Annotated in this window: 17 protein-coding genes and 1 pseudogene; 5 read left to right on the plus strand and 13 right to left on the minus strand. The window is 62.1% G+C overall.

The genetic code is table 11. The features are described 5' to 3' along the window. Positions 1-10: 10 nt before the first annotated feature. From V5B59_RS19640 to V5B59_RS19670, 7 genes and pseudogenes are all read right to left on the minus strand, one after another. On the minus strand, positions 11-244 hold the full coding sequence (locus V5B59_RS19640) for a hypothetical protein (protein WP_034909706.1): 234 nt from the start codon (positions 242-244) through the stop codon (positions 11-13). After that, positions 165-433, minus strand: a pseudogene (locus V5B59_RS19645) (phosphohydrolase); the annotation flags it as partial. The pseudogene V5B59_RS19645 and the gene V5B59_RS19640, both read right to left, overlap by 80 nt. Next, positions 433-3729: a type I restriction endonuclease subunit R gene (locus V5B59_RS19650; protein ID WP_332352250.1), complete on the minus strand. Its 3297-nt coding sequence runs from the start codon at positions 3727-3729 to the stop codon at positions 433-435. The pseudogene V5B59_RS19645 and the gene V5B59_RS19650, both read right to left, overlap by 1 nt. Before the next feature lie 185 nt (positions 3730-3914). Further along, positions 3915-4691, minus strand: coding sequence for a DUF3800 domain-containing protein (locus V5B59_RS19655; protein ID WP_169071140.1), 777 nt, complete (start codon positions 4689-4691; stop codon positions 3915-3917). Continuing rightward, a complete protein-coding gene (locus V5B59_RS19660; RefSeq protein ID WP_169071139.1) occupies positions 4688-5932 on the minus strand; it encodes a restriction endonuclease subunit S in 1245 nt (414 codons plus the stop codon). Before V5B59_RS19660 ends, V5B59_RS19655 begins: the two co-directional genes overlap by 4 nt. Then, the gene (locus V5B59_RS19665) at positions 5929-8106 is read right to left on the minus strand and encodes a type I restriction-modification system subunit M (RefSeq protein WP_169071138.1); all 2178 of its coding nucleotides are present in this window, start codon (positions 8104-8106) and stop codon (positions 5929-5931) included. Before V5B59_RS19665 ends, V5B59_RS19660 begins: the two co-directional genes overlap by 4 nt. Further along, the gene (locus V5B59_RS19670; RefSeq protein ID WP_034909712.1) at positions 8107-8325 is read right to left on the minus strand and encodes a helix-turn-helix domain-containing protein; all 219 of its coding nucleotides are present in this window, start codon (positions 8323-8325) and stop codon (positions 8107-8109) included. An 868-nt stretch (positions 8326-9193) separates the two neighbouring features. Here V5B59_RS19670 and ilvB point away from each other — a divergent pair. Together ilvB and ilvN are read left to right on the plus strand one after the other, a co-directional pair. After that, positions 9194-10876, plus strand: coding sequence for an acetolactate synthase large subunit (gene ilvB, locus V5B59_RS19675; protein WP_169071137.1), 1683 nt, complete (start codon positions 9194-9196; stop codon positions 10874-10876). 2 nt (positions 10877-10878) lie between these two features. Next, positions 10879-11187 (plus strand): acetolactate synthase small subunit, encoded by a 309-nt coding sequence (ilvN, locus tag V5B59_RS19680; RefSeq protein ID WP_169071136.1) that lies wholly within the window; start codon positions 10879-10881, stop codon positions 11185-11187. A 51-nt stretch (positions 11188-11238) separates the two neighbouring features. Here the strand turns inward: ilvN and V5B59_RS19685 are convergent, their stop codons facing one another. Next, positions 11239-11577 (minus strand): hypothetical protein, encoded by a 339-nt coding sequence (locus tag V5B59_RS19685; protein ID WP_332352251.1) that lies wholly within the window; start codon positions 11575-11577, stop codon positions 11239-11241. Positions 11578-11685: 108 nt separating this feature from the next. On the opposite strand from V5B59_RS19685, the gene V5B59_RS19690 reads away from it, so the two are divergent. Together V5B59_RS19690 and aroG are read left to right on the plus strand one after the other, a co-directional pair. Further along, positions 11686-12855, plus strand: a complete 1170-nt coding sequence (locus V5B59_RS19690; RefSeq protein ID WP_169071135.1) for an HD-GYP domain-containing protein — start codon at positions 11686-11688, stop codon at positions 12853-12855. Further along, positions 12852-13931: a 3-deoxy-7-phosphoheptulonate synthase AroG gene (aroG, locus tag V5B59_RS19695; RefSeq protein ID WP_169071134.1), complete on the plus strand. Its 1080-nt coding sequence runs from the start codon at positions 12852-12854 to the stop codon at positions 13929-13931. Before V5B59_RS19690 ends, aroG begins: the two co-directional genes overlap by 4 nt. A 110-nt stretch (positions 13932-14041) precedes the next feature. On the opposite strand, the gene rpmG is transcribed toward aroG, so the two are convergent. From rpmG to V5B59_RS19720, 5 genes are all read right to left on the minus strand, one after another. After that, a complete protein-coding gene (gene rpmG, locus V5B59_RS19700) occupies positions 14042-14197 on the minus strand; it encodes a 50S ribosomal protein L33 (RefSeq protein WP_034928807.1) in 156 nt (51 codons plus the stop codon). A 14-nt stretch (positions 14198-14211) separates the two neighbouring features. Then, entirely contained in the window at positions 14212-14445 is a 234-nt protein-coding gene (gene rpmB, locus V5B59_RS19705) for a 50S ribosomal protein L28 (RefSeq protein WP_169071133.1), read from the minus strand. Between the two features lie 509 nt (positions 14446-14954). Next, on the minus strand, positions 14955-15815 hold the full coding sequence (gene ispE / locus V5B59_RS19710; RefSeq protein ID WP_169071132.1) for a 4-(cytidine 5'-diphospho)-2-C-methyl-D-erythritol kinase: 861 nt from the start codon (positions 15813-15815) through the stop codon (positions 14955-14957). Then, positions 15812-16441 (minus strand): lipoprotein insertase outer membrane protein LolB, encoded by a 630-nt coding sequence (lolB, locus tag V5B59_RS19715; RefSeq protein ID WP_034911718.1) that lies wholly within the window; start codon positions 16439-16441, stop codon positions 15812-15814. The genes ispE and lolB overlap by 4 nt, the downstream gene beginning before the upstream one ends. A 46-nt stretch (positions 16442-16487) precedes the next feature. Continuing rightward, the gene (locus V5B59_RS19720; RefSeq protein ID WP_169071131.1) at positions 16488-18242 is read right to left on the minus strand and encodes a tetratricopeptide repeat protein; all 1755 of its coding nucleotides are present in this window, start codon (positions 18240-18242) and stop codon (positions 16488-16490) included. A 91-nt stretch (positions 18243-18333) separates the two neighbouring features. On the opposite strand from V5B59_RS19720, the gene mutM reads away from it, so the two are divergent. Next, positions 18334-19161 (plus strand): bifunctional DNA-formamidopyrimidine glycosylase/DNA-(apurinic or apyrimidinic site) lyase, encoded by an 828-nt coding sequence (gene mutM, locus V5B59_RS19725; protein ID WP_034915143.1) that lies wholly within the window; start codon positions 18334-18336, stop codon positions 19159-19161. Positions 19162-19165: the final 4 nt, after the last annotated feature.

The raw sequence follows: 19165 nt of genomic DNA on the forward strand, positions 1-19165 counted from the left end.
CCTGTTACTTCTAAAGGGGCAGCACCTCAGGTGCAAGCCCCTCTTTGTTCATCAAGCGCTGCAACTCGCTGGCGTGTTCTGCTGGAATGGTCAAGGTAAGCATTCCAAAGAGCGACAGCCTCCCACCCGCCCCCAAGGGAGTGCAGATGCCGCGCAAGCTGATGTCATTGCTGAAGCCGCCCGAGGTAAGAAAGCGGAAATGGGCATACGGACGGGGCACGCATACCGAGGTCACCAGCGACAACCTTGGCAGTCCAGTCGAAATATGCCTGCTTCCGCTCCACTGGCCAGCCTGCAGGAGGTGATGCCAGCATGTCTCGCACGTTGCAGATCTTGTCGGCCAGTTTCACCAGTTTGGCCTCAGTCGAGAGGTGTGGCGCGTGTTCGACTTGCCGTTGCGGACATGCTTCTCCAACGATTTGTCGTCGGTCATCAGTGGTACGCCCTTGCAGCCTCACCGAACCCCGTCGTGTAGATGTGCGCAAACACGGCGTTGGCCTTGAGGTTGATCTCGTCCGCGTCGTAGACGCCAGACGGCATGTACGCGAACAAGTGCTTGATGATCTCGGCCTTGACCTGGGCCTGCGCGGTGGCCTTTTCGCGCCAGTGGTCAATCTGCAGCTTGCCGCTGCTCAGCTTGTACAGCAACTCCTTTGCTATCTTCTTGATGGCATCACGGTCACCCTTGGTCAGGCTGTCCTTCTGCAGCAGGTCGAAAACGGCCAGTTGGTCTTCGCTCTCCAGCCCTTCACGCAGGTAGCGTTTCTCTTCTTCGTTGAGGTTGTCGTTGAAGGTGAACAGGTCATCCATCACCTTCTGGATCTCGGCGGCGTCCTTGTCCTTGTTGTACTCCTGGATGATTTCCTGGTAGCGCTCGTACAGGTCGACTCGGGTCGGGTTGAGCGCCACCATCATGGCCAGACGCTCTTCGATCTTTTCCTTCAGGTTCAGCGTGACCACGTTCTTGAACGGCGACTTCTCAAACTCGGTCCGCAGGCGTGAGAAGTCGATGTTTGAGAGGTCGTAGCGTGCATGGCCCTGGTTGGCCACGGCGGGTGCTGGTTTGCCATCCGTCGTCAGTGCCGTGTCGACGACCTCGTACAAGTCTTGCAGCAGCGCGCTGACGTCGGGCGACTCGCGGGCGTCCTGCAATTTGTTGTAGATCGCAGTGACGGCGCTCTCTTCGGCATCGAAGTCAAACAGGCCCGGGTGCGGGAACAGGCCCCGGTGGCGGGCCCGCACGTCCTCCACGATCACCTGATAGGTCTTGCGGCGCTGGTCGCTCTCGCACAGCAGATTCACCGCGACAAGGATCTGCTGCTGCTTGTCGAAGCCCTTGGCGGCAATGAGCCTGTCCAGATCGAAACCGAGGTCCCCCAGAAAGTCCCTGGCCGCCTTCAGGCTCTGAGCATACTCGGCCAGCGCTTCCGAGTCGTCGCGCACTGTGTTCTGCTCGCCTTCGCCCTTTCCTGTGCCGGCGCGGTCGCCCTGGGCAAATGTGGCCAGGGCCTTGCGCAGACTCTTGAGCATGCCGTTGTAGTCAATGATCAGGCCATGCTTCTTGCCGCCGCCCACGCGGTTGACGCGGGCGATGGCCTGCATCAGCGTATGGCCCTGCATCGGCTTGTCGAGGTACAGCGTGGCCAGGCACTTCACGTCGAAGCCGGTCAGCCACATGGCGCAGACGATGGCAATGCGGAAAGGGTTATCGGCCTGCTTGAACTCCTTCTCCAGGTTGCGCTTGACCATCTTCTCGCGGTGCGAAGAGATGTCCAGCGGCTCGTCGCGGAAGTTGCGCCACTTCGCGAACTCGGCCACCTCGCCCTGCTCCTGCGAAACCACCACGCAGCATTCGGTGGTCTTCATCCACTCGACCTGTTTGCGGCGCTGATGCAGCAGCTTCGGCAGTGCCTTGCCCTTGGCGGCGAACAACGCCTCCTCAGCGGCCACGCTCGCTTCCAGCTGGGCGGTCTTCTCCTGCCACTTGGCTTTGACCAAGTCGTGCATCTTCACGCAGGTGATCTTGTCCAAGCAGACCATCATGGCCTTGCCGCCGCCGGTGTCCACCACCTTCCAGCGCTGGTGGAAGTGATCGACGAAATCCTGTGCCACCTTCTCCAGGCGCGTGGGTGAGGTCAGGATGGGGTAGTCGCGCGCCAGCTCCCGGTAGAGCTTTTCCTCCTTCTCGTCGGTCCAGGGGTCGTTCAGCGTCGCGCCCTGCCTGGCCGCTTCGATGTGCTCGGCAATGCGTTCGCTCACCTTTGGGTCGACGATCTTCAGCTTCTCGCCACGGTTCTCATAGAACAAAGGCAAGGTTGCGCCGTCTGCCACAGCGCGCTGGAAGTCGTAGATCGACACGTAGTCGCCGAATACCTCGCGCGTCAGCTGCTTCTCGCCGGCGTCGATCAAGGGCGTGCCAGTGAAGCCCAGGAACTTGGCGCGCGGCAGGCCCTTGCGCATGTTCAGCGCCAGGCGGCCGTACTGGGTGCGGTGCGCCTCGTCACTGATGACGATGATGTCGTCGCGCTCCGAATAGGCCTCTTTCACCAGTTCGCGGTATTTCTGGATCAGGCCGAACACGTAGCGGCGGTTCTGGTCCCGCAGCATCTTGCGCAAGGCGTCGCCGCTGGAGGCCTGGTCCGTTTTGCTGTTGGCGCGGCCGGCATTGGTGTAGGTGGACGCAATCTGGTCGTCCAGCTCGGTGCGGTCGGTGATGACCACGAATGTGTAGCTGCCCGAGATCCGGCGGTGGATCTTCTCGGTCAGAAAAAGCATCGAATACGACTTGCCCGAGCCCTGCGTGTGCCAGAACACGCCCAGTTGCCCGGCCTTCACTTCGGCCTTGACCTGCGGGTCGTCAGACGTGAGGCGCTCGATCACCCGGTTGACGCCCAGATACTGGTGGTTGCGCGCCACGATCTTGTGCGTGCCCCCTTCGCTGGCATCGAATAGCACGAAGTTTTCGACGATGTCGAGCAGACGGGCCTTGTTCAGCATGCCCTTGAGCAGGATGGGCAGCAGGGGTTGGTCTTTGCCCGGCTCCGGGTCGTCCTCGTCCTGCCGCTTCCATCGGTAGAAGTGCTCGCGGGTGCTGGTCAGCGACCCATACTGCGCATCGTGGCCGTTTGAGATCACCACCAGCGCGTTCCAATGGAACAGGTGCGGAATGGTGTCAAGGTAGTCGCTGTAGTTCTTCTTGTAGGCGCTGTCGATGTGCACCTCGAAGCGCTTGAGTTCGATGAACACCAGCGGCAGGCCATTGACGTAGCCGATCAAGTCCGGGCGGCGCAGCCACAGGCGCCCGCGCACCCACAGCTCGCGCACCGCCTGGTAGCGGTTGTTCTCCGGGTGGTCGAAGTCGATCAGACGCAGGCGCTTGTCCACCAAGCGGCCAGCCGCGTCCCGGTACTTCACCGGCACGCCATCGCGCAGCAGCTTGTACTTCTCTTCGTTCAGGGCAATCAGCGTCTTGGTGATGTCGTCCTGCAGCACCTGCGCCAGGGCCTGGCTGTAGGCCTCTGCGGCCAAGCCCGGGTTCAGGCGCTTCAGCGCGGCCAGCACCTCGCGGCTGAGCACCACCTCGGTGTCGTTGCTGCGGCCCAGAAGGCTGTCTGGCCCGAAGTCCTCGTCGTCCTGGGCGAACACGGTTTGCCAGCCGAGCTGCTTTTCCAGCAGTTCGGCGGTCGGCGCCTGGATCAACAGGTCTTCGGAATAGTCCTTCTTGGCCATCGTCTTGTTTCCCTCCAGTCCCCGGGCCCGCCACGAGCAGGGCCCGGCCGTCTGGGCCCGGCCGTCTTGTCAAGTCATGGTCGATCCGCTACCATTGTGGGCAAATGGGTTGCGACTACGCGGCCGGCGTCGGGCTCCTGGTACTACAGGGGCCCTTCTGCTTTCTGGGGGGCGGTTTTCGGTTGTCACGGAAACACCTTCAGCCCCATGCCCAGCTTATTGCCGGCCTTGTCCCGGTAGAACTTCCCCTCCAGCACCTCTGCCGCCCGGTTGGCCTGTCCCGGCCGTAGCACCGTCAAGCCGATCGGCCGTGCCGTCAGGTCGGCCAGTTGCAGGCCTTCCGAGTTGGTCTTCTTGTCGGCAATAATCAGGTCGAACGGCAAGGGGCGGTGGAAGTAGTTCGCGCCGTCACGGATGCGGCGAAATTCCAGCTCCAGATCGGCGTCTTCCTTGGCTCCGCGTGCCTCGCACACGCTGTAGGTCAGCGCGTCGTCCTGGCCCGCGCCCTTCAGCAGCCGATAGATACGCTCGAGCCCGAACTCCAGCGCCAGGTGGTACGGGTGCGCCGGGATGTTGTAGCGGTCCTTGAGCTTGCGCTTGTCGATCACCACGGCGATCAACTGGAAATCGGCCTCGCCGATGATGTCGGTCAGTGCGTTCAGGAAAGCCTCGCGCGGTTCTTTCGACAGCCGCGAAAATGCCCCCTTCTTGCGCCGGATGTCCGCCTCGTGCAGCACCACCATGTCGTGGCCGAAGGTGGCGAACTTCAGCTGCCGGATGACCGGCGTCACGCCTCTCGCGTACCCATCCTTGCGGAAGATGCAGAACGACAGCACGAACACCGGATAGTCCGGGTCGATGGACGTGAGGCTGTGATCGCCGCTTTCGTCGACGTAGACGATGTAGTCGCTGTGGCCGCCGCCGGCCCGAGGGATGACATAGCTCGCCACCGGTCCGGTCATGCCGCGACCTCCTCGGGCAGACGGATGCCGGAGACGTCGAGTTGGCCAGACATCAGATTGGGGAGCAGCAGGTCGCGGGCATCCGCTAAACGACGATTCTGCAAATCGAGGGTATCGATCTGGCGGTCAATGTCGCCGATCAATCGGTCAAACGCCGTAGCAATATCTGCGTTGGGTTGCAGGATCAACTGACCGAACAGTTCCTTCTTCCCCACTGACGCAAAGATCGCACCGCCGCCGATCATGTCCTCTTCTACGAAGAGTGCCCCCAATTGATAGAAGAGAAGCGATTGGCGGCCCGCGCGGCTTCGCATGGCCGACAGACCACGCCCAATCGCTATCCTGTCCCGAGTCACGTTAAGTCTGCCTACAGGAGCACGAACGCTACACAGGATGTCTCCCGCCTCTGCAACCCGTGTGGTCTGCTTTGTGAACATTTCGTGCGTGACAAATCGATGCCCAAAATCGGACACGCCTTGGTGAAAAGGCAGCCCATCGCCATCGGTGTTGTAGTACTTGGATTCCGGGCTCTGGCCCATCGTGATTTCCGCGACATCGCCAAGTGGCAATTTGGTCCACCCCTGCGGCACCCCGTCCTTCACCGGCACCGTTTCACAGCCGGGAAAGCGCAAGTGCACGAACCACTCTCGGTAGAGGCGGCGGGCGGCGTCTTCGAGCAAGGCGATGCGACGCTGGTTGGTGGCGATCAGGTCGTCGTAGGCTTGCGCAATTTCCGCAATCGCCTGTTGGTCGGGAAGAGGCGGAAGTGGAATCAAAAAATTTTTTAGAATGCCGAGATTGATGTGCGGAACGCCCGCCGTAATGGTTCGATTCAGGATTTCCTGAATCGTGGATTCAAGGCGAAAGTACTGGTAGACGTACCTTGCATCCACTCTGCTCGGATCGACAGTGAGCTTCATCTGACTTTGAGACACCACGTACCTATCGTACTTCGAGTCGCTGGGGATGAAGCCGACCTGCCCAAGCGTGCCACGTTGCGTAAACAGGACGTCGCCGCGAAAGGCCAAATTGGGCCGAAGCTGATCAGCCTTCTCCGGGGTAACAAAGACGAAACCACTTTCGTCAAAGCACCCAGGACCGCCGAGGTTCTGGCCGCGAATTACCGGTACGCCCTCATCCACATAGTGTTGCGATGTCAGGTTTGAACCGAACGGCCCGCCGACACACGCGTAAGGAACGTTGGCCTTGATGCTATCCAGCGTTACTACTGGCCAACTCATCCCAGCAACTCCCCAAAGTTGCTGGCAATCCGCCCCGCCAGTTCCACCGCCTTTTCGTTCAGTTCGGCCAGTTCGTCGTGGATCTCGCGCAGCTTTTCGACGAAGTCGTCCTCGTCTTCGGTCGCTGCCGCCGCCACGCCCACGTAGCGCCCCGGCGTCAGCGAATAGTCGTTGGCGGCGATCTCATCCAGCGTGACGGCCTTGCACAGGCCCGGAACGTCCTCGAACACGCCATGCGGGAAGCGGCTATGCAGCCAGTGAACCTGGTGAATGAAGTAGGCAGCCTGTTTCAGCGCGTCGAGCACCGCGTCGCGCACCGTGGGGGCTTCGTTCTTCTTCTCGTCGGCGGCCAGCAAGGCGCGCTTGGCTTTGCGGGTGGCTTTGCCGTCGAAGGCCTTGCTCTGCCGGGCGCGTAGCTGCTTTTCTGCGGTGTCCAGCAGCTTGAGCCACTGCTTGTGGCGAGCTTCCAGGGTCTTGCCCATGGCCTTGAGCTGTGGTGCCAGGGCATCGAGCGTGGCCTGCAGCGCCACCTGCCCGGCGTGGCTGGCGAGGTCGGCTTGGGCGACAGCGGCGCGGGCGTGGGTGCAGGCGGTGAGCAGTGCAGCGATGGCATGTGCCGCGTGGGCGTCGGCCTGCACGGCGGCCAGTTCCGCCTTGAAGGCATCGAGTTGGGCCTGGGTGAGGTGCGCGTCGTCAGGCTGGTCGGCGTTCAGTTCAGCCAGCGTGGCACCCTGCGCGAACGACTGCAACTGCGTGGCCAGCCCTTCCACGGCAGCGGTATCGGCGGCCATGCGGTCCGGAACGGCTGCCAGCCGTTCATCCACCTGCCGTTGGTAGCGGGCGACGAGCGCCAAGAACTTCTCGGTCTCGCCCCGGTACAACCAGACGATGGCGTTGAGGTTGGCGTGCTGCTCGTCGGTGAAGATGTGCGAGCGCGCCGAGACGACGTGGTACACGTTGCGCGCGTCGATCATCAGCACCTGGTCTTGCAGGTCCTGCGGCTTGCCCTTGTCGAAGAACCACAGCGTGCAGGGCAGGCTGCGGGTATAGAAGAACTTGTTGCCGATGGCCATCATCACGTCGACGTGGCCGGTCTTGACCAGCTTCTCGCGGATGTCGCGGTCCTTGTTGCCGGCATCCGAGGCGCTGGACGCCATGACGAAACCGGCGCGGCCGCTGTCGTTCAGGTAGGCATAGAAGTACTGAATCCACAGGCTGTTGGCGTTGCTGATGGCACCGGTCTTGGCATTGGTGCCGGGCAGTCCGAAGGGCAAGCGTCCGCCGTCGCTGGCCTGGCCTTCCACCTTCTTGGTGTCCACGCCGTCGACGTTGAACGGCGGGTTGGCCATGACGAAGTCGCACTGGCCGACGAGGTGGTCCACCTGGTCGTAGAAGGTGTTGCCCTGACGGATGTTGGAGGCGTCCAGCCCGTGCACCACGAGGTTCATGCGCGCGAGCTTGGTGTTGGTGTCGCTCTTTTCCTGACCATGGAAGGTGACGGTGTCGTTGGCCTGCTGGTGGCGCACGTCTTCGATGAAGTGGCCGGTCTGCACGAACATGCCCGCCGAGCCGCAGGCCGGGTCCAGCACCAGGCCGTGGTCTGGCTCGATGATGTTGACGATCATGCGCACCAGCGACGGCGGCGTGAAGAACTCGCCGCCTTCCTGTGCGCCGCTCATGGCGAACTTGTTGAGGAAGTATTCGTAGATGCGGCCGAACACGTCACCGGTGGCGGCCTTGATGGCGGGGCGGTCGAAGATCTTCACCAACTCGGCCAGCAAGTCGGTCTCGAAGGCGGGGTAGCCGCGCGGCAGCGCCCCTTTGAGCACTTCGTATTCGGCCTCGATCACGTCCATGGCGCGGTCGATCACCTCGCCCACGTTCGCCCCTTGCGGCAGGCTGGCGATGCGGTCGAAGCGCGCTGCTTCGGGCAGGTAGATGGCGGCCTTGCCCTGGAAGCCGAGCTTGATCAGCGTCTCACGCTGAGCGGCCGGCACCTGCGGCGGGATGTCGGCCTCGATCTCGGGCAGGTAGGCCTTGAAGCGGTTGTCGGCGTGGCGCAGGAAGATCAGGCCGAGCACCGGCATCGCGTATTCGGCGGCGGTGAGCTTGGAGTTGGCGCGCAGCTGGTCGGCGGCCTCCCAGAGTTCGTTTTCGAGTTGCTGGACGTTCATTCAATCGTTCCCGTTGTTCTGTTCGGCACCGGCCGCAGCACCCTCGTCGGCCCCGCCCGCGCGCACCCATTCATCGACCTCGGACAACTGGAACTTCCACAGTCGACCGATCTTGTGAGCGGGCAGGCCTTTGCGCTCCCGCCAGCGGTAGACGGTGTCCTTCACGACGCCCAGGTGCTGGGCGACATCACTTGCAGTAACCCACGGTTCTGGATTCATGGCATTGATACTTCGGCGTCCCTCACAGTCGTCTTAAATTGTCATCAGTCTAACAGAATGACGCATAACATATCTGGCTCGAGCGGGTGGTATCGACGACAGTTTGTCACGGTTGTGGCAACTGGCCGACGACCACTTCGGCCACGATCCGGACGCCATCGCTGGAGTTGCGTCGGCGATCTAGGGCGAGTGGATACCGGGCTGAACGGCCTCCGTCGCCGTAAAGCTGGCGGCTAAGCCATTCGCCCTCGCGGAAGCCTGTGCCCCCGACCCGATCAGACTCACAAGATCTCCCGCCTTAGGTGATTTCCGGGAATCAAGATCCCGAACAACTACCGCAGCAGCTTGTTTTTCTGGCCATGGGCCCGGCCTAACACCATGACTCTTGGTACGGCCATTTGCGGAAATCACCTTAAGCTTCCCGGCGCCTGGTGGGCACCCAGAAATGTCGAAGCATGCTGGCCCTACGGATCAACCGCGCCAACCGGGAATGGGCTGATTATTGGAAGGGTCTCGAAAAGCAAGCCGCATAACCAGAGCATTTCGCTGGCGCATCACTTTGAATCACACCCAGGGCTGCCTGAAGGCTTGCTTTTCTCTTTGCACTCGGTTCTAATGGGGCATCTTGGACTGGAGACTGATGATCATGTACCGTTCCGACAATCCCCATCGACTGGTTGTGCTTCCGGTTGCTGGTTTTGCCGTGGGCCATGCTTCGGTAGCTGTACTGGTGGTACGCGCAGGGCCTGATACACCGTCGAGGGTCGAAACAAGATAAGTCGAAGCACAGCAAATTCCACAAACCCCCGCCGGTGCAAACCGAGCGGGGGTTTCGTATTTCCGGACCAACGCTTTTGAGGAGATTCCCTTGTCCCAACCAACCCCAGAAACCCTCACCGGAGCACAGATCGTTGTCCGTCTGCTCGAACGACAGGGCGTCCGTACGCTGGCCGGCATTCCTGGTGGCGCCATCCTGCCGATTTACGATGCCTTGTCGAAGTCAGTGCTGATCCATCATGTCCTTGCCAGGCACGAGCAGGGCGGCGGCTTCTTGGCCCAGGGGATGGCGCGCGCCACCGGCATGCCGGCAGTCTGCATGGCGTCTTCCGGCCCCGGCGCGACCAATCTGCTGACGGCGATTGCCGACGCCAAGCTGGATTCGATTCCGCTGGTGGCGATCACCGGGCAGGTGCCCAGGGCGATGATCGGTACCGATGCCTTTCAGGAAGTCGATACCTATGGTTTGAGCATCCCGATCACCAAGCACAACTTCCTGGTCAGTTCGGCAGACGACCTGTTGAGCGTCATTCCGCAGGCTTTCCGCATCGCCGCTTCGGGGCGTCCCGGGCCGGTGCTGGTCGATATTCCCAAGGATGTGCAGAACCAGCTCGTCGAGGTCAGCAACTGGCCCGATCCGGGCTGCGCCGATCCCGTCCCGGCGCCGGCAGCCGAACTGATCGACCGTGCTGCTGCGATGATCAACGCGGCCACCAGGCCGATTCTCTACCTCGGGGGGGGCGTCGTGCATTCGGGCGCTTCCGGAACGGCGGTGTCTCTTGCCGAAAAGGCCCGCCTGCCGACGGTCATGACCTTGATGGCGCTCGGCGCGATGCCGGTCGATCACCCCTTGTCGCTGGGCATGCTCGGCATGCACGGGGCGCGCTGCACCAACCTTGCGCTCGACGAGTGTGACCTGCTGATTGCCGTTGGCGCTCGCTTCGACGACCGGGCGACCGGCAAGGTCGCCGGTTTCTGCCCGCAGGCAAAAATCATCCACATCGACATCGATCCTTCCGAACTCGACAAGATCAAGACCGCGCACATCGGTATCGCCGGCGACGTCGGTACGGTCCTGCAGAGCTTGCTGCCGGCGATCGCAGCGCCGGTGCACGACGACTGGCTGGCGCGTGTGGCCAGCCTGAAGGCGGAGCATCCGCTGCGCATGCCCGGCATCGACGATCCGCGCACCCCCTATGGCCTGATCCGTGCGGTTGCCAATTGCCTCGACGATGCCGCGACAATCACCACCGATGTCGGTCAGCACCAGATGTGGGTTGCGCAGGCGTATCCGCTACGCCGCCCCCGGCAGTGGCTGACCTCCGGCGGTCTCGGCACGATGGGATTCGGCATGCCGGCAGCGATCGGTGCCGCCCTGGCCGAACCCGAGCGCACGGTAGTCTGCTTCACTGGCGACGGCAGCATCTTGATGAATGTCCAGGAGTTGGTGACTGCCGCCGAGGAAAACGTCAATGTCAAGATCGTGCTCATGAACAACTCGTCGCTGGGCCTGGTTTTCCAGCAACAGACGCTGTTTTACGGCGAACGCATCTACGCTTCGAAATTCAAGGGCATGCCCGACTTCATCCGGGTCGCCGAGGGATTCGGGGTGCCTGCCATCGACCTCGACCAGGAGAGCGATCCGCTGGCGGCTCTGGCCAGGGCGCTGTCGACATCCGGGCCGATGCTGATCCACGCCAGCATCGCGATGCACGAACAGGTATTGCCGATGGTGCCGCCGGGTGCGGCCAACAAGGAAATGATCGGAGGCTGAAGATGAACTCGATTTCACGAAGTGAAAACCAGGCACTGGCGCGTACGGTGCTTGAACTGGACGTCAACAACCACCCCGGCGTCATGTCGCACGTCGTCGGCCTGTTCTCCCGCCGTTCGTACAACGTCGAAGGCATCCTGGTGATGCCGGTGGGCAATGGCGACACCAGCCGCATCTGGCTGCTGGTCAATGAAGACGAACGCCTCGATCAGATGGTGAAGCAGATCGAAAAGCTCGAAGATGTGCTCGCGGTGCATCGGCACGGCGCCGAGCACGAGGTGTTTGTACGGCTGGAGGAGTTTTTTCGCTAACGGCCATGACTTATTCAGGCACCCCAGATGAAATGACTGCAAAACAATGGGTTACCGGCAGAGCAAATGTACCCCGTGGCTCTGCCGCTTGACCTGTTCGGTCATCTTGAGACGAACAATCCGGCCATAGGCGCCGGGATGGACTTTGCCTGCGGCGTGGCAGGCCGGCGCCTGGGTACACACTCCCCACGTAGGCCGCCGGGCAACGGTACTTGAGCGTGTCTCGATCGGCTGCGAAGCCCTGAAAGACCAGGTCGGCGGGTGATCGACAGCGGCTCGCGCCAGATCGCCTACTAGATTCCCCTGATCAAAATCGGCGAGTGTCTCTTCGAAACGGTGGACAGCATAGCGATTTCCTCGCCGCTGCTCTGCACAAACGCGGCTGCGCATGCGGCGAGGCAAAATCTGTCAAAAGGGAAACGAGCAGCCATTGACGCTTTCCCGGATAATGCGCGCGGGCCGATTGCTGTTTCTCTCTGTTTCCCCGCTAGGAACCTCATGGCAAGCATTCTGATCGTTGACGATGTCCCCGAAACCCTGGCGCTCCTGTGCGGCCTGTTGAGCCCCATCCATCAGGTGCGCGCAGTCACTTCCGGGCGGCGCGCCTTGCAGGCGGCAGCCGAACAGCCGCAACCCGATCTGATCCTGCTCGACGTGATGATGCCGGAAATGGACGGCTACGAGGTGATTCGGCGCCTGCTGTCCAACCCCGCCACGGTAGACATCCCGGTCATCTTCGTCAGCGCTCTCGAACAAGCCGACGAGGAGGAGCACGGTCTGGCCCTCGGCGCGGTGGACTACATCACCAAACCGATCAGGCCGGCAATCGTCATTGCGCGCGTCAAGGCCCATCTCGACCTGAAAGCTGCCCGCGACCTGTTGCAGGATCGCAACCGCTGTCTGGAAGGGGAAATCACCCGGCGCATGGCGGACAACCTCCTGATCCAGGATACCAGCATCCGCGCACTCGCCCGCCTGGCCGAGATCCGCGACCCGGAGACCGGCAACCACCTGCGCCGCACACAGGGCTATGTGCGCACGCTGGCGATGGAACTGTGCTCGCACCCGCGTTTCGCCGATTTCCTGACACCACGCCGCATCGAGGTGCTCATCAAGTCGGCACCTCTGCACGACATCGGGAAAGTCGGCATCAAGGACCACATTCTGCGCAAACGCGGCAAGCTGACGCCGGATGAGTGGGCCATCATGAAGACGCACAGCCAACTTGGCTATCAAGCACTCGAACAGGCCGAGCAGGGTGCCGAGTACCCGATCGAATTCTTGAGCATGGCCAAGGAGATCGCGCATTATCACCACGAGAAGTGGGATGGATCCGGCTACCCGGAAGGATTGACAGGGGACGCGATTCCGGTTTCTGCACGCATCATGGCGCTGGCTGACGTCTTCGATGCATTGATCACGCAACGGGTCTACAAGAGAGCTTTTTCCCTCGAAAAAGCGCTGCTGATCATCCACGAAGGGCGGGCGACTCATTTCGACCCGGATGTGGTGAATGCCTTTTTCGCCCGTCAGGAGGAATTCATCCACATTGCCGCAAGGCATGCCGATGGCGAGACGGACGTGCTGAGCCAAACCGCCATCGCGATACCCGGAGTAGAATCGAGCCCTTGGTCGAACCAGGCCAGGAGCCAGGAGAATATTGCATGACCTTGCAGAGCAAGCCCAATACCGACGACGTTCGCATTCGAGAAATCAAGGAACTGGTGCCGCCAGCGCACGTCTTCCGTGAATTTCCGGTTGGTGTGCGTGCGGCAACGACGACCTATGAAGCGCGCCAGGGTATCCACCGCATCCTGCATGGCGCCGACAACCGCTTGCTGGTGGTGCTTGGACCCTGCTCGATTCACGACGTCGATTCGGCCGTTGAATACGCTAAGAGACTGCAGAAGGAAGTTCCCCGTTTCGTCAACGATCTGCTGATCGTCATGCGCGTGTACTTTGAAAAACCGCGCACGACGGTCGGATGGAAGGGCCTGATCAACGATCCTCGTCTCGACAACAGCTTCCGGATCAATGAGGGACTGCGCCTGGCGCGTGGCCTGCTTCTCGAAATCAACGACCTGGGCCTGCCCTGTGCGACCGAGTTCCTCGATACGATCACCCCGCAATATACGGCTGACCTGATTGCCTGGGGGGCGATCGGCGCGCGTACCACGGAATCACAGGTGCATCGTGAACTGGCTTCCGGCTTGTCTTGCCCGGTCGGCTTCAAGAACGGCACCGATGGCAACATCCGCATCGCCATCGACGCCATCCGTGCGGCGCAATCACCGCACCATTTTCTTTCGGTGACCAAGGCGGGCCATTCGGCAATCGTGTCTACGGCCGGCAACGAGGACTGCCACGTGATCCTGCGCGGCGGCAAGGAGCCGAACTACGACGCCACGCATGTCGACGCCGCCTGCAAGGAAATCGCCGCCGCCGGCCTCGCCGCACGCCTGATGATCGATGCCTCGCATGCCAACAGCAACAAGCTTTTCAAGATGCAGATCGAGGTCGCCAGGGACACCGCCAGCCAGATCGCGGCCGGCGACGAACGCATCGTCGGCGTGATGGTTGAATCGCACCTCGTTGAAGGACGTCAGGATCTCGTTCCCGGTCAGGATCTGGAGTACGGCAAGAGCATTACCGATGCCTGTCTGGGATGGGAGGACTCGCTGGTAGTCCTGGAGAGCCTCGCCAAAGGGGTTCGCGCACGCCGGCTGGTCAAAGCGGCGCAGTAATTCGCCGGGCTGATCGAGCGGCTTCGGGAACGCGAACGCAACAGCCGGGTTACTGTGGCTGTCGCCAAATACTGGTCATGCAGCCACGCACGGGAACCTGCCAGAACTGCTTAACGCAGCTTGATTTCCTTGTAAATTACGTGCTTGCGTGCTTTGGGATCGTACTTTTTGATTTCCATCTTGCCGGGCATCGTGCGCTTGTTCTTGGTCGTGGTGTAAAAGTGGCCGGTACCGGCGGTCGACTCAAGCTTGATCTTGTCACGCATGGCTGTTCTCCTTGTCAGATCTCGCCGCGGGCGCGCAAGTCGGCGAGCACGGCGTCGATGCCATTCTTGTCAATCGTTCGTAAACCGGCGTTCGATACGCGCAAGCGGAGCCAGCGGTTTTCGCTCTCGATCCAGAAACGGCGATACTGTAAGTTCGGAAGGAAGCGGCGCTTCGTTCTATTGTTGGCATGGGAAACATTGTTCCCTGCCATCGGGCCCTTGCCCGTAACCTGGCAAACACGCGCCATGATCAATACTCCAATTGTATTTGGGGAAGAAAGCCCGCGATTCTAGCCCATGCAGGCGGTCGATTTCAAGCAATTTCCTGCCAGAGACATTTTCGATGCGTCGATTTTCCGGCGGCAAAATATACCCTACGCATTTTTGGCGCTGGCGTCGACGTACTGGCAGCCGTCGGAGGCGAGGCTGCGCTGGATTTTTGTCGTCGGCGCCCGGTTTTTTCCAGTTTGGACGATCCTTGGGCGCCACCCGTCCCCGCCGAAGAATCGCCGTCTGGTATGCCGGATACGAGGGAGTCGCCTGGAGGCGCTAACCGCTGGCCGGTCGTGGAGTCTGGACCAGTGAGCGCATTTGGTGAGTACACCCCTGCTGGATGTGCCCGAGCGCCATCGCGAGCATGACCGCGAAGGCCAGCCCTACGCGCAGCTTCATCTTGTTTCACCCAGGAATGGCAAGGGTTTGCGAGGAGCGAAAATGCCTTCAGGGGTTGTGTTGCCAACAGCGCCCGGCGGCGGCTTCAACTCGCCAGTTCGCACAGGGGATGCCGGTCCAGGCTCCTTGCCACCCAGCCGCGCATCGCGGCGGGCAATTGTCGCAGCGCGTTCTCGGCGTCTTCGCGGTTTGCGAACTCGGCGAAAACACAGGCACCGGAGCCGCTCATGCGCGCCGGGGCGAAGGCGGACAGCGCTGCGAGATGCTCGGCAATCGCCGGAAAGCGGGCACAGGCCACGGCTTCGAGGTCGTTGCCACCGAAGCCGGGGCGCCACGACGCCGGGGCGATCGCGAGCGAATCGCGTTTGAGTTCCGGCGCGCCAAAAATGACTGCGGTCGGCACCTGCAGCGGTGGTTCGAGGACCACATACCAGCACGCTGGCAATTCGACTGCCAGCAGGTTTTCACCGACGCCATCGGCAAAAGCGTTGCGTCCGAAAACGAAGACCGGCACGTCGGCGCCAAGAGCGAGGCCGATTTCCTGCAGGCGCCGACGCGGCACATGCAGTTTCCAGAGGTGGTTGAGTGCCAGCAGGACCGTCGCCGCATCCGAACTGCCGCCACCGAGACCGCCGCCGAGCGGCAGCCGTTTTTCGATGCTGATATTGACGCCGGCCAGGCAATGGGTTTCGGCCTGCAACAGGCGGGCGGCGCGAACGCTCAGATCCTGATCGGGCGCGACACCTGCCAGCGGCGTCGCCAGACGCACCAGGCCGTCGGCACGTGGCGAAAAGCGCAGCCGGTCACCCTGTCCGAGAAAGCGAAACACCGTCTGCAACAGGTGGTAGCCATCGGCACGGCGGCCGACGACATGCAGGAAGAGGTTGAGTTTGGCGGGCGCCGGATAGACGCTTTGCCAGTCCCAGAATTGGCGGCTGGAAGTCATGGGATGCAGTCTACGGCAGGCAGCCGATTCGGCAGCGCAGTGGGCCACATCTGCCACTCTTCGATGCGCAGGCGCAGTGCAAAACCGCTTTCATGCTCGACGAAGAGGCGGCCGGGCAGGGCTTGCGGGTCGTCGCTGTCGTACTCGTAGTCGATCCGCCAGTCCTCGTGGCGCAGGGATAGCGGGCGGCCGAGGCTGTCCCGTGCCAGGTCGCCGCCGTCGGGATGGTGGCCACGCAGCCAGTCGAGCAGTTTGCTCAAGGGCAAGGGATACGCCAGGATCGACTGCAACAGTTCATCGGCAGTCGCTGCCGTATATGAACTGCCGTCGCTGGTGGCCAGGCGCGCACCACCGGCGTCGCTGACGATCTCGGCCAGGCCTTGCCCGAACGGCGAGGACAGCAGCAACTCGTCGCGGTCGCCGTCGTGACGCCAGTGCAGGCGACCAGGGTAGTTCTTGCCTTCCTGGCGAACCGAAAAGCGGCCGGCCAGTGCAAAGGCCTGCAGGTCGTCTCGCGCGACGGCGAGCGGCGCATGCGCGCTGGCCGCTGCCGGCAGGGTGGTACAGGAGCTCAGCCCTGGCAAGCCAAGGACGATCAGGAGTGCGATCAGGACTCGCGGCTGCATCGGAGCGCTGGCGCGACGGTCATGGAACGGCGCGGGTATTTGCCGGTCAGGGCGAGAACTTCCTGATCGCTTCGTTCAGTACCTCGTTTGCCGGATCCCTTTTGTGCGCTTCGCGCAGGGTCCGTTGCGCCTCTTCCTTGCGGCCGAGCATCCACAGTACTTCTCCGGTATGTGCTGCGATCTCGGGGTCGGGGCGCAGTGCAAGGGCGCGTTGCAAGAGAGCCAGCGCGCCTTCGTGATCCCCCTGCCGATACAGGACCCAGGCCATGCTGTCGAGAATGAAGGGGTCGTTGGGCGACAGTTGCAGCGCCTTTTCGACGAGCTGCCGGGCTTCGGGCAGCCGCAGGTTGCGATCGGCGTAGGAGTAACCGAGTGCGTTGTAGGCCTGCGCATTCTCCGGCTGCAGTTCGATCAGCTTCCTGAGACGGCTTTCCATGATTTCCACGCGTCCGAGCTTTTCCGCCAGCAGCGCCGACTCATAGAGCAGCTCTGGCTGCTCCGGCTGCGTGCTCAGTTCCTGGTCGAGCAGGGCAAGAGCCGCCTCGGTCTGCTTCGCATCGCGCAGCAGGGTGGCTTCTGTGATCGATAGCTGGACGCGCAACTGCGGGTTCTTTGTTGCCGCTTCGCGAAGCTGGCGTCTCGCCTCTTCGACCTTGCCTTGATTGCCGAGGATGCTGGCGCTGCGAAGCTGCGCCGGGAGATAGTGCTCGCCTGGGCCAACCTGCCGGTAATCGGCCAGCGCTTCGTCAGCACGCTTGCCTTCTTCGGCAAGCTGACCGAGGTAATAGTAGGCAGCGCTCTTGTCCGGGATGTCGAGCGTCACCAGGTGTTTGAACTGCGTTTCGGCAAGTTTCCGGTCGTTTTCCTGCAGAGCCAGGATGGCCACCGGGAAAACCACATCCGGGTTGTTCGGGTAGGTGAGCAGCAACTGCTCGAACTGCAATTTGGCTTCGCCATAACGCTTCTCGCCGACCAGTGCGCGCGCCAGATGCAGTTGTACTTCGCGCGCCTTCGGATGACGATCGACAAAACGTTGCAGGGCAGCGATGGCTTCGGCGGGTGACTTCTGGGCGAGTAGCTGCGCTTCCAGCAGTGCAGCAGCCTCCCAGTCCGGGCGCAAATCGAGTGCGCGCCGCGTTTCCGCAAGTGCGCGGGGGTTGTCGCCGGCTGCGCTGGCAGCCATGGCGATCGCGTAATGCGCTTCGGGCAGGTCCAGGAATGTCGCGCAGATCTTGATGATCAATTGCAGGACCGCCTGGCGATCCTGGCTGCGGGCAAACATCCGGTTCAGTGCCAGCAGGTTGCCCGGCAGCGCTTCCTTGTCGGCTTCCAGCATGCGAATCAGTTGCGGTGCCAGGCCATCGAACTGGTTGGACAGGATCATCACGCCGACCAGCACCTGTTGGGCACGCTTGGAATCCGGTTCGACCTGCAACCACAGGCGTGCGAGGTCGAGAACCAGATCGTAACGACGCGCGTAGCCAGCCACCTCGATCGCTCGCGCCAGGATTCCCGGGTCGCGGGTGCGCACGGCCAGGTCGGCATAGGCCTGGCTGGCGAACTCGGCTTTGCCTCGCTGCAGCGCCACTTCGGCGAGCAGCAGCTGATAGACCACCTGTCCGCTGAGTTCCTTGTAGTCCTTGTCGTCGAGGCGTGGCGCGAAGGCCTCCGGCGCATTGCGCTTGAACTCATGCGAAGTCGATTTGCGTTTCCCGGAGGGGGCGTCGCCGGCAGCCAGAGCGGGCACGCCGAAGGCCAGCGCCAGCGTCGTGCAGAGGAGAGTGTTCTTGATCGATTTCATGGTTTCCTTGCCTGCCGCGAACCATTGCAGGAACCGACGGCGACTTTGCGTCATAATTTGCGCATGTTATGGACTTTTCGCGGTAGCAGCAATGCCAGAACTCCCGGAAGTTGAAGTCAGCCGACAAGGATTGCTCTCCTGCTTGTCCCGACAACCGATCATCGGCGCGGTGGTGCGCACGCCGCGGTTGCGGCACGAGATTCCCGCCGGGCTGGCTGCGCGCCTGGCCGGTCTGCGTGTGGACGCCATTTTGCGGCGCGGCAAGTATCTCTTGCTGGACTGTCAGAGTACCAGCGGTGGCGGCTGGCTGCTCATTCACTTCGGCATGTCGGGCAGTCTGCGCCTGGTGCCGCCGGCTACGCCAGCACGGCTCCACGACCACTTTGATCTGGTCTTCGCCGACATCGTTCTGCGTTTTCGCGATCCGCGCCGCTTCGGAGCGCTGCTCTGGCACGAGGGCGGCGGCGTCGAAAGTCATCCGGCACTCGCCCATCTGGGTATCGAACCGCTCTCTGATGATTTCAACGGCGATTGGCTGTATGCGGCGACGCGTTGCCGCCGGGTGCCGATCAAACCGCTGCTGATGGACAGTCGTCTGATCGTCGGCATCGGCAATATCTACGCCGCCGAAAGCCTCCATCATGCCGGTGTGTCACCGCTGCGCACCGGTGATCGGATCAGCCGTCAGCGCTATCGCGTACTGGCGGATGCCATCCGTGCAACGCTGCTTGCGGCAATTGCTGCCGGTGGCAGCAGTGTGCGTGACTACGTGCATAGCGACGGTGGTGCCGGTTGCTTCCAGCTTTCCTGCAGGGTCTATGGTCGTGCGGGCGAGCCCTGTCCGACCTGCGCCGGACCGGTACGGGTCATTCGCCAGGCGGGCCGCTCGACATTCTACTGTCCGCGTTGCCAGCATTGAGTTG

This window comes from Candidatus Accumulibacter contiguus (assembly GCF_036625285.1).
GTDB classification, from domain to species: Bacteria; Pseudomonadota; Gammaproteobacteria; order Burkholderiales; family Rhodocyclaceae; genus Accumulibacter; species Accumulibacter contiguus.

What these genes read in the sequence shown, in the direction of transcription:
- ispE (WP_169071132.1), bottom strand. Translation starts at nt 15,815, where the DNA reads ATGACTTCCAGCCGCCAATTCTGGGACTGGCAAAGCGTCTATCCGGCG.
- V5B59_RS19720 (WP_169071131.1), bottom strand. Translation starts at nt 18,242, where the DNA reads ATGAAATCGATCAAGAACACTCTCCTCTGCACGACGCTGGCGCTGGCC.
- V5B59_RS19665 (WP_169071138.1), bottom strand. Translation starts at nt 8,106, where the DNA reads ATGAACGTCCAGCAACTCGAAAACGAACTCTGGGAGGCCGCCGACCAG.
- V5B59_RS19655 (WP_169071140.1), bottom strand. Translation starts at nt 4,691, where the DNA reads ATGACCGGACCGGTGGCGAGCTATGTCATCCCTCGGGCCGGCGGCGGC.
- mutM (WP_034915143.1), top strand. Translation starts at nt 18,334, where the DNA reads ATGCCAGAACTCCCGGAAGTTGAAGTCAGCCGACAAGGATTGCTCTCC.
- V5B59_RS19650 (WP_332352250.1), bottom strand. Translation starts at nt 3,729, where the DNA reads ATGGCCAAGAAGGACTATTCCGAAGACCTGTTGATCCAGGCGCCGACC.
- V5B59_RS19670 (WP_034909712.1), bottom strand. Translation starts at nt 8,325, where the DNA reads ATGAATCCAGAACCGTGGGTTACTGCAAGTGATGTCGCCCAGCACCTG.
- ilvN (WP_169071136.1), top strand. Translation starts at nt 10,879, where the DNA reads ATGAACTCGATTTCACGAAGTGAAAACCAGGCACTGGCGCGTACGGTG.
- lolB (WP_034911718.1), bottom strand. Translation starts at nt 16,441, where the DNA reads ATGCAGCCGCGAGTCCTGATCGCACTCCTGATCGTCCTTGGCTTGCCA.
- aroG (WP_169071134.1), top strand. Translation starts at nt 12,852, where the DNA reads ATGACCTTGCAGAGCAAGCCCAATACCGACGACGTTCGCATTCGAGAA.
- V5B59_RS19660 (WP_169071139.1), bottom strand. Translation starts at nt 5,932, where the DNA reads ATGAGTTGGCCAGTAGTAACGCTGGATAGCATCAAGGCCAACGTTCCT.
- rpmB (WP_169071133.1), bottom strand. Translation starts at nt 14,445, where the DNA reads ATGGCGCGTGTTTGCCAGGTTACGGGCAAGGGCCCGATGGCAGGGAAC.
- rpmG (WP_034928807.1), bottom strand. Translation starts at nt 14,197, where the DNA reads ATGCGTGACAAGATCAAGCTTGAGTCGACCGCCGGTACCGGCCACTTT.
- V5B59_RS19685 (WP_332352251.1), bottom strand. Translation starts at nt 11,577, where the DNA reads ATGCGCAGCCGCGTTTGTGCAGAGCAGCGGCGAGGAAATCGCTATGCT.
- V5B59_RS19690 (WP_169071135.1), top strand. Translation starts at nt 11,686, where the DNA reads ATGGCAAGCATTCTGATCGTTGACGATGTCCCCGAAACCCTGGCGCTC.